Origin of the sequence: Burkholderia sp. ZZQ-2, from assembly GCF_050768715.1 — a bacterium.
Classification (GTDB): domain Bacteria; phylum Pseudomonadota; class Gammaproteobacteria; order Burkholderiales; family Burkholderiaceae; genus Burkholderia; species Burkholderia cepacia.
In genome coordinates, this window is the sequence record NZ_LDVA01000217.1 from 1 (window position 1) to 7,659 (window position 7,659).

A 7,659-nucleotide genomic window follows, 5' to 3' on the forward strand; every position below is an offset into this window, starting at 1 on the left:
TCGAGCAGCACGGCGAGCGCGCCGGCCTTCAGCGCGCCGAGCAGGCCGACGACGAAGCGCACGGAGCGTGCGATGCAGACGATCACCGGCGCTTCGGCGCCCACGCCTCGCCCGGACAGCGCGCGTGCGATGCGGTTCGATGCGTCGTCGAGTTCGCCGAACGTCAGCGACGCCGATGCATCGGCAAGCGCGACGCGATGCGGATACGCGGCCGCCTGCCGCGCGAACGCGGCGACGATGTCGGCATGTTCGATGCGCAGCGCACGGCCGTCGCGCGGCTGGCGCGCAGCGGCCGACGCGTCGCACGGCAGGACGGCCGTCGTCTGGTGCGGATCGCGCGCGGCGGCACCGACGAGCGCCGCGTAGCTGTGGAGCCACGCGCGCGCGGTGTCCGCATCGATGCAGTCGGTCGCATAGGCCGCGACCAGTTCGATGCCGTTCGCATCGTCGGTGAAATCCACCGCGTAGTCGAAGCGTGCGGCGAGATCGGGGCCCGGCGTCGCAACGGCCGTCGCGCCCGGCAGCACGCTGTCGTGCCGCGCGTCGAACTGCTGCGCGAATTTCACGCGCAGCCATTCGTCGCCGCGCTTGACCGGCGGCTTCACCGCATCGACGACACGCTCGAACGGCACGTCCTGGTGGGCGACCGCGTCGAGCGCCGCCGTGCGCGCCGCATCGACGAGCGCGCGGAACGGCAGCGTCGGCGCCACCCGCACGCGCAGCGCGACCGTATTCAGGAACAGGCCCAGCAGCGCACGCGTTTCGGGGCGCTGACGATGCGCGACCGGTACCGCGACCACGACATCCGTTGCGCCGGTCAGGCGCGACAGCCATGCGTCGAGCGCGGCCAGCAGCACCGTGAAGACGGTCGCCTGCGCGTCGCGCGCGAGTTGCCGCACGTCGGCCGCGACCGCGTCGGGCAGCCGCACCGACACGCGCGCGCCTTGCAGCGTGCGCGCCGCGCCCGGCTGGCGGTCGACCGGCAGCGCGAGCGGGCCCGGCACGTCGCGCAATGCGTCGCGCCAGTAATCGAGCTGACGTTCACCCTCGCCGCCGGCCAGCATGTCGCGTTGCCAGTCCGCATAGTCGGCGTACTGGATCGGCAGATCGGGCAGCGACGGCGCGCGGCCTTCGGCATACGCGCGATAGGCGGCCGACAGTTCGTCGAACGCGCAGCGCGAGCTCCAGCCGTCGGTGATGGCGTGATGGGCGGTCAGCAGCAGGCGGTGACGGTCGCCCGCGAGCGCGACCAGCGTCGCGCGCAGCAGCGGGCCGCGTGCGAGGTCGAACGGTTCGGCCGCCTCGCGCTCGGCAAGACGCGCGGCTTGCGCGTCGCGGGCGGCGGGCGGCTGGTCGCGCAGGTCGACGTCGGCGATCGACACCGGCAGATGCGCATGAATCCGCTGCATCACCACGCCGTCGTCGTTGTCGACGAGCGTCGTGCGCCATGCCTCGTGCCGGCCGATCACGTGATCGAGCGCGCGTTGCAGCGCGTCGCGATCGAGCGTGCCGTCGATCGTCCAGTGCGCGGCGATGTGATAGGCGGCGCTCGCGTCACGCGTTTGCGCGAGCACCCAGAAACGTTGCTGCGCGAGCGAGGCGGCGCGATCGACGTACGGCGCGCATGCCGCGGCAGCATCGGCCGCATCCGTCGTCAAACGGCGCGCGGCGATCGCGGCCAGCGGTTCGCCGGTTTCGCGTTCCGCACGATCGACCGCTTCGGCCAGTTCCGCGAGCGCCGGATCGGCGAACAGCGTATCGAGCCGCAGGTTCACGCGTACCGCGGCACGGATCGCGGCCTGCAACTGCATCGCCGCGAGCGAATCGGCGCCCAGCGCGAAAAAGCGGTCGTCGCGCGACGGTGCGGCGTCGAGGCCGAGCAGCGTCTGCCAGAGGCCGGCGAGCTGCTGTTCGGTCGGCGTGCGCGGTGCGTCGCCGCCACCCTGCGTCGTGTCGCGCGCGGCGGCAATCTTTTCGCGCAGCGCGGCACGGTCGATCTTGCCGTTCAACGTGTACGGCAGCGCGTCGCAACGCACGAACCGGTGCGGCTGCCATGCGGCCGGCAGTTGCTCGGCCACGTGCGCCTTGAGCGCCGCATCGTCGGCCGCCGCGCGCAGCGCGACGCACGCGATCAGGCGCGTCGGCCCGTTGCCGGTTTCGGCGACCACGGCCGCGTCGGCCACGGCCGGATGCGAGCGCAGGCACGCGGCGATTTCGGCCGGCTCCACGCGCACGCCGCGTACCTGGACCTGGTCGTCGAGGCGGCCGAGATAGTCGAATGCGCCGTCGTCGCGCAGCCGTGCGAGGTCGCCGGTACGGTACACGCGCGCACCGGGTTCGCCGTCGGCATCCGGAATGAAACGTTCGGCCGTCAGCGCCGGGCGGCCGTGATAGCCGCGCGCGACGCAGGCGCCGCCCAGCAGCAATTCGCCCACACCGTCGCCCTCGCCACCGTCAACGCGCGCGACGCGCGGGCCGATCACGCGGCCGATCGGCAACGACGCATAGGCATCGTCGGCGGCCAGCGCGGGCGTCTCGCCCGGTTCGACCGGCCACAGCATCGGCGAAATCACGGCCTCGGTCGGCCCGTAACCGTTGATCAGGCGTACCGACGGGAAGGTGCGGCGCACGAATTCGAACGCCTGCTGCGGCAGCGCTTCGCCGCCGAACGCGAGCACGCGTAGCGCCGGCGGCACGCCGTCGCGCGCGGCCACCGCGGCGAATTCGCGCAGGTACGCGGGCGGGAACGCCGCCACGTTGACCGCTTCGCTCACCATCAGCGCATGCGCGGCATCCGGCGCGAACGGCTGCGGCGGTGCGACGACGATGCTCGCACCGGTCGCGAGCGGCGCGAGCCAGCACTCGTGCGCGGCGTCGAAATTGACCGACGCGAAATGCAGCAGGCGGTCGCCGGCCTCGATCGGCAGCGTGGCCGCGAGCGCGTCGCAGTGCGCGGCGAGCGGCCCGTGTTCGACGACGACCGCCTTCGGCGTGCCGGTCGAACCCGACGTGTAGATCATGTAGGCGGCCGCACGTGGGTGGGCGGTCGCCGCTTCGTCGTCCTCGGCGACCTCCTGGCCATCCGCTGCCTCGGCTGCCGCGTCGAACGCGTGCTCGAACGGCGTGCCGAGCGCCGCGCGGCCGGCCGCGTCGACGATGCCGTGCCGCAACTGGGCATCCCGGACGATCCAGTCGAGGCGCGCGGCCGGATGGCGCGGGTCGAGCGGCACGAACACACCGCCCGCCTTCAGCACGGCCAGCAGCGCGACGAACAGTTCGCACGAACGCTCGACGCACACGCCCACCCGCACTTCCGCGCCGACACCGGCCGCGCGCAGTTGCCGGGCCAGCCGCGACGCCCGCGCGTCGAGCGCGCCGCGCGACAGGCGCAAGCCGTTCTGGAAAGGTGCCGCGATTGCAGGCGCGTCGGGCGCGATGCGCGCCAGTTCGCGGATTCGGTGATGCAGCGCAGTCGGGAAACTCGTCATGTGCGTGAAGTCCTTCGGTCCGGCCGCTTCGGCCAAGTCTCGGGGCCGCTTGGGGCGGCTTCACTGGTGTGACGAACGGCGCGGCCGATTTTTTACCGTTTTGTGCGCAAAGTGCGGGCGGACGCTTTTTTTGAACGCGCGGCTAAATATTTGCGCGGCCCGTTCGTCTATCAGGGAGGAAAGCCGCAACGGGGCTCCGCCTCGCCCGCCGCTTTCGCGCCAGTTTTGCCGTTCTGGCGTTTTCGCCTGCCTTCCCTTTACCGACGTTGCCGATGACCGCTGCCCACGAGCCTTCTTCCCCGCCGTCCCTCGACGCCTCCCCCGCCCGCCCCGCGGCGCGGCTGATCCTCGCGCTGCTGCGCGAAAGCCGCGCGTCGCTCGCGCTGGCGCTCACCGCGTGCGTGCTGAACGGCGTCGCGAGCGTGCTGCTCGTCGCGACGCTGAACCGCGCGCTGTCGCAGCCGGGCTCGGCCGACGCGTCGCTCGCATGGCGCTTCGCGCTGTGCGCGGTGATCGCGCTCGTCACCCGGATCGTGTCGGGCACGCTGTTCGCACGCCTGTCGCAGGACACGATGGCGCGGCTGCGCGTGCATCTCGCGCGGCGCGTCGGCGCGGCCGAGCTGCGCGACATCGAGCGGATCGGCGCGGCGCCCGTGCAGTCGGTGCTGACCGACGACGCAACCAACGTGTCGATGCTGTTCTTCGCGCTGCCGAACCTGGTCATGCACGGCTCGATCGTGTTCGGCTGCCTCGGTTATCTCGCGTGGCTGTCGTGGCCGGTGTGCCTGCTGGCGCTGGCCGCGATCGTCGCCGGCTCGCTCGGCTATCACACCGGCGACCGCCGCGCGATCGCGTCGCTCGAAGCGGCCGGCCAGGCGCAGGACCGCCTGTTCGGCTATCTCGGCTCGCTGTTTTCCGGCGCGAAGGAGCTGAAGCTGCACGATGAACGCGCAAGACAGTTCGTCGACGGCCAGCTCGGCGCCGCGATCGGCGAAGTGCGCGACCACCGCCGCCGCGCATTCAGCGCGTACGCGGTCGGCGTCGGCTGGATCATCTTCCTGTTCTATGCGTTCCTCGGCGTCGCGTCGTTCTGGCCGCAGCTCGGCGTGCATGCCGATCCGGCTACGGCCGCCGGCTACGTCGTCGTGTTCCTGTTCATGCTCGTGCCGCTCGACGGACTGCTGAACAACCTGCCGACCGTCAACGCGGCACGCGTGTCGCTGACGCGGATCGAGGGCGTGATGGCCGAATTCGGCGCGCTGCGCACGGTGCCGCCCGCGGCCGATGCACCCGACGTGCCGCCGGCCGGCGCCGTCACGCTGCGCGGCGTCACGCATGCGTACTTCCACGAACGCGACGAACGGATGTTCAGCGTCGGGCCGATCGACCTGACGATCAGGCCGGGCGAGCTCGTGTTCATCGTCGGCGGCAACGGCAGCGGCAAGACGACGCTCGCGAAGGTGCTGACGGGGCTTTACGAACCGGAGGAAGGCACGATCGAGGTCGACGGCCGCCCGATCGGCTGGCGCGAGCGCGCGGCCTACCGGCAGCGCTTCAGCGCGGTGTTCAACGATTTCCACCTGTTCGATGCGCTGCTCGGCATCGTCGATCCCGACGATCCGTCCCGCGCGCAGGCCGATGCGCGCGCGAACGCGCTCGTCGCGAAGCTCGCGCTCGATCACAAGGTGAAGGTGGTCGACGGCGCGTTCTCGACCCGCGCGCTGTCGACCGGGCAGCGCAAGCGGCTCGCCCTCGTCGTCGCGTACCTGGAGGACCGGCCGTTCTACCTGTTCGACGAATGGGCGGCCGACCAGGATCCGTCGTTCAAGGCCGTGTTCTACGAACAACTGCTGCCCGAGCTGCGCGCGCGCGGCAAGGCCGTGATCGTGATCACGCACGACGACCGCTACTTCGATCTCGCCGACCGCTTGTTGAAGCTCGACAACGGACGCATCGTCAGCGACACGATGCCCGCGCGGTCACGCGCGCAGAACGGCGTCGACGCGCTGAGCGCGTAATCCGGCAGCCGATGAAAAAAATCGCCGGTGGGCTGCAATGGCGGCGCACCGGCGATATTCGTTTCAGAAGGATATGTTGGTGGCGCGCGGCGCGATCGTCGCAACGCCCCGGCCGTCCAGCGCGAGTCGGGTCTAGCGCCACACCCTGCCCGCCCGAGCGGCATCGACCGCCGCACACTCAACGCACGGCCGGCAGCTTCAGCATCGTGACGGTCATCACGTCGGCCAGTTTCAGCGCCGACATCGGCCCGCCGAACCCCCAGATATTGCGTTCGATCAGCGCGATCCGGCGTTCCTTCATCGCGGGAACGAAACGCCACACCGGCGAATCGAGTTTCGCGGACAGCGGCACGTCCATGCCCGATGCGGTCACGAACAGCACGGCCAGCTCGCGCTGCCTGAGCAGATCGGCCGACGTCACGTACAGCGTGCCTTCCCGCGTCGGTTTCTTCGGCCACGGATCGAGCCCAAGCGCCCGCGCGAGGCCCGCCGACGTGCTGTTGCCCGTATAGGCCCAGTAGCGGTCGGGCAAGCCGAGATCCTGCAGCAGCGCGATGCGCTCGCCTTTCCTGCCCGCGGCCGCGAGCCGCGCCGCATTGCGCGCGATGCCCGCATCGAGCTGCGCATCGACCGCCTGTGCGCGCGCGTCGCGCCCCGTGACCGCACCGATGGTCCGGAAGATCTGCCGCATCCAGTCGAGCTGCGTCACCGGCACGCCGCCGTCCGACACGTTCGGGCTGAACTGGAACAGGATCGTCGGCGCGATCCGGTCGAGCGCATCGAAAATCGGCGCATGACGGAAGCCGACGCCGATGATCAGGTCGGGCTTGACCGCCGCAATCGCCTCGAGGCCCGGCTCCTGGCGCGAACCGATGTCGGTCACGTTGGCGAGCCGGTCGCTTTGATAACCGAGCCAGCCGGGATAGAACGCCGTATCGGCCATCCCGACCGGCACGATGTCGAGCGCGATCACGCTTTCCGCGAACATGAAATCGAGCGCGACCACGCGCTGCGGCCGCACCGGCATCGTCGCGCTCGCCTGCGACACGACGGGATTGCCGGCCAGCGATACCGCGCCCGGCGCGCCTTGCGCGCGATGTGCATCGAGGGCCGCGGCAACGGCGCCGGACGAGGCCGACAGCGCGCCGCAACACGCGGCGCCGAGCGCCGCGAGTGCGCCGATCGCGCCGAGTGCGTGCCGGCGGCCGGCATCCGTCACCGGATCGCGTCCTGCTCGGCCAGCGCCGCGTCGTCCATCGTCAGTAGCAGGGGGCAGCTTCCACACAGTTGCGTTTCTCCAGGAATTTCATAGCGCAGGCAGCACACGCGTCGCGCGCGGAACGGCGTGGGCAGCAGCGCCGAACGCGGCACCGCATCGCGCACGGGCATGCGCAACGGATTCGGTTCGCACGCAAAGCATGTCGCACCGAACAGCCAGCCGGCGTCGCGCACCGGATCGGCCGCGCATGGCAGCGCACGATACGTATCGAGCAGATAGTCGAGCAGGTTGCCCGCGTTGCTCCACAGCACGCGCGGCGTGACGCGCCCCATCGCCGCGAGCAGGTCGATCACCGCGCCGAGATGCGCGACGAGCCCCGCGTAGCGTGGCGCCGGGTCGTCGCAGGGTTCGCCGAGCGCATCGTGCGTGAAGTACAGCGCGGCGGGCATCCCGTCGTCGAGCGCGACGAACGTGCGCTCGGGTGTCATGTCGAGCGGCCGGCCGAGCGTCAGCGCGGCGACGACGCCGGCCGGCGCCGCGCGGCCGAAATAGTATTTGCTCCATTGCGACATCAGCGCGCGCGCGTGCTGCGCCGGATCGCCGCCGTAATGGCGGACCATCGCGTCGAGCACGATGTCGCAGTGCGCGGGCAACGCGCTGACCGGCACGACGAGGCGGCCCGGCGCGTGCGCGTCGTCGGGCAAACCGAGCCAGACGACGTCGAGATGATCGGCGAACGGTTCGGGCGCGAACGCCGAGAAACGCGTGGCGCGCGCGCCGTCGAGCGGCAGCGTCATCGCCCCGCGCGCCGGGCGCGGCGCCCCTCGAGGATCAGGAGCCCGAGCAGGTACGGCGCGCCGATCAGCGCAGTCAGCACGCCGGCCGGCACTTCGCGCGGCGCGACGACCGTGCGCGCCGCGAGGTCCGCTACACC

The 7,659-nt window shown here is 71.3% G+C and carries 5 protein-coding genes; 1 reads left to right on the forward strand and 4 read right to left on the reverse strand.

Features of this window, described 5'->3' with window-relative positions:
• Positions 1-3,488 (reverse strand): amino acid adenylation domain-containing protein (locus tag ABY44_RS14820; protein WP_431641365.1); only part of this gene is annotated, 3,488 nt, incomplete at its 3' end.
• Positions 3,489-3,760: 272 nt separating this feature from the next.
• Here ABY44_RS14820 and ABY44_RS14825 point away from each other — a divergent pair.
• The gene (locus tag ABY44_RS14825; RefSeq protein ID WP_060172180.1) at positions 3,761-5,506 is read left to right on the forward strand and encodes a cyclic peptide export ABC transporter; all 1,746 of its coding nucleotides are present in this window, start codon (positions 3,761-3,763) and stop codon (positions 5,504-5,506) included.
• 178 nt (positions 5,507-5,684) lie between these two features.
• Here the strand turns inward: ABY44_RS14825 and ABY44_RS14830 are convergent, their stop codons facing one another.
• The 3 genes from ABY44_RS14830 to ABY44_RS14840 form a co-directional block, all read right to left on the reverse strand.
• Positions 5,685-6,725 carry an ABC transporter substrate-binding protein gene (locus tag ABY44_RS14830; RefSeq protein ID WP_060172178.1) on the reverse strand — a complete coding sequence of 347 codons (1,041 nt, stop codon included), beginning with the start codon at positions 6,723-6,725 and terminating at the stop codon, positions 5,685-5,687.
• The gene (fhuF, locus tag ABY44_RS14835) at positions 6,722-7,522 is read right to left on the reverse strand and encodes a siderophore-iron reductase FhuF (RefSeq protein ID WP_060172176.1); all 801 of its coding nucleotides are present in this window, start codon (positions 7,520-7,522) and stop codon (positions 6,722-6,724) included. Before fhuF ends, ABY44_RS14830 begins: the two co-directional genes overlap by 4 nt.
• A partial coding sequence (locus ABY44_RS14840; protein ID WP_431641366.1) for an iron chelate uptake ABC transporter family permease subunit occupies positions 7,519-7,659 on the reverse strand: 141 nt, incomplete at its 5' end. The genes fhuF and ABY44_RS14840, both read right to left, overlap by 4 nt.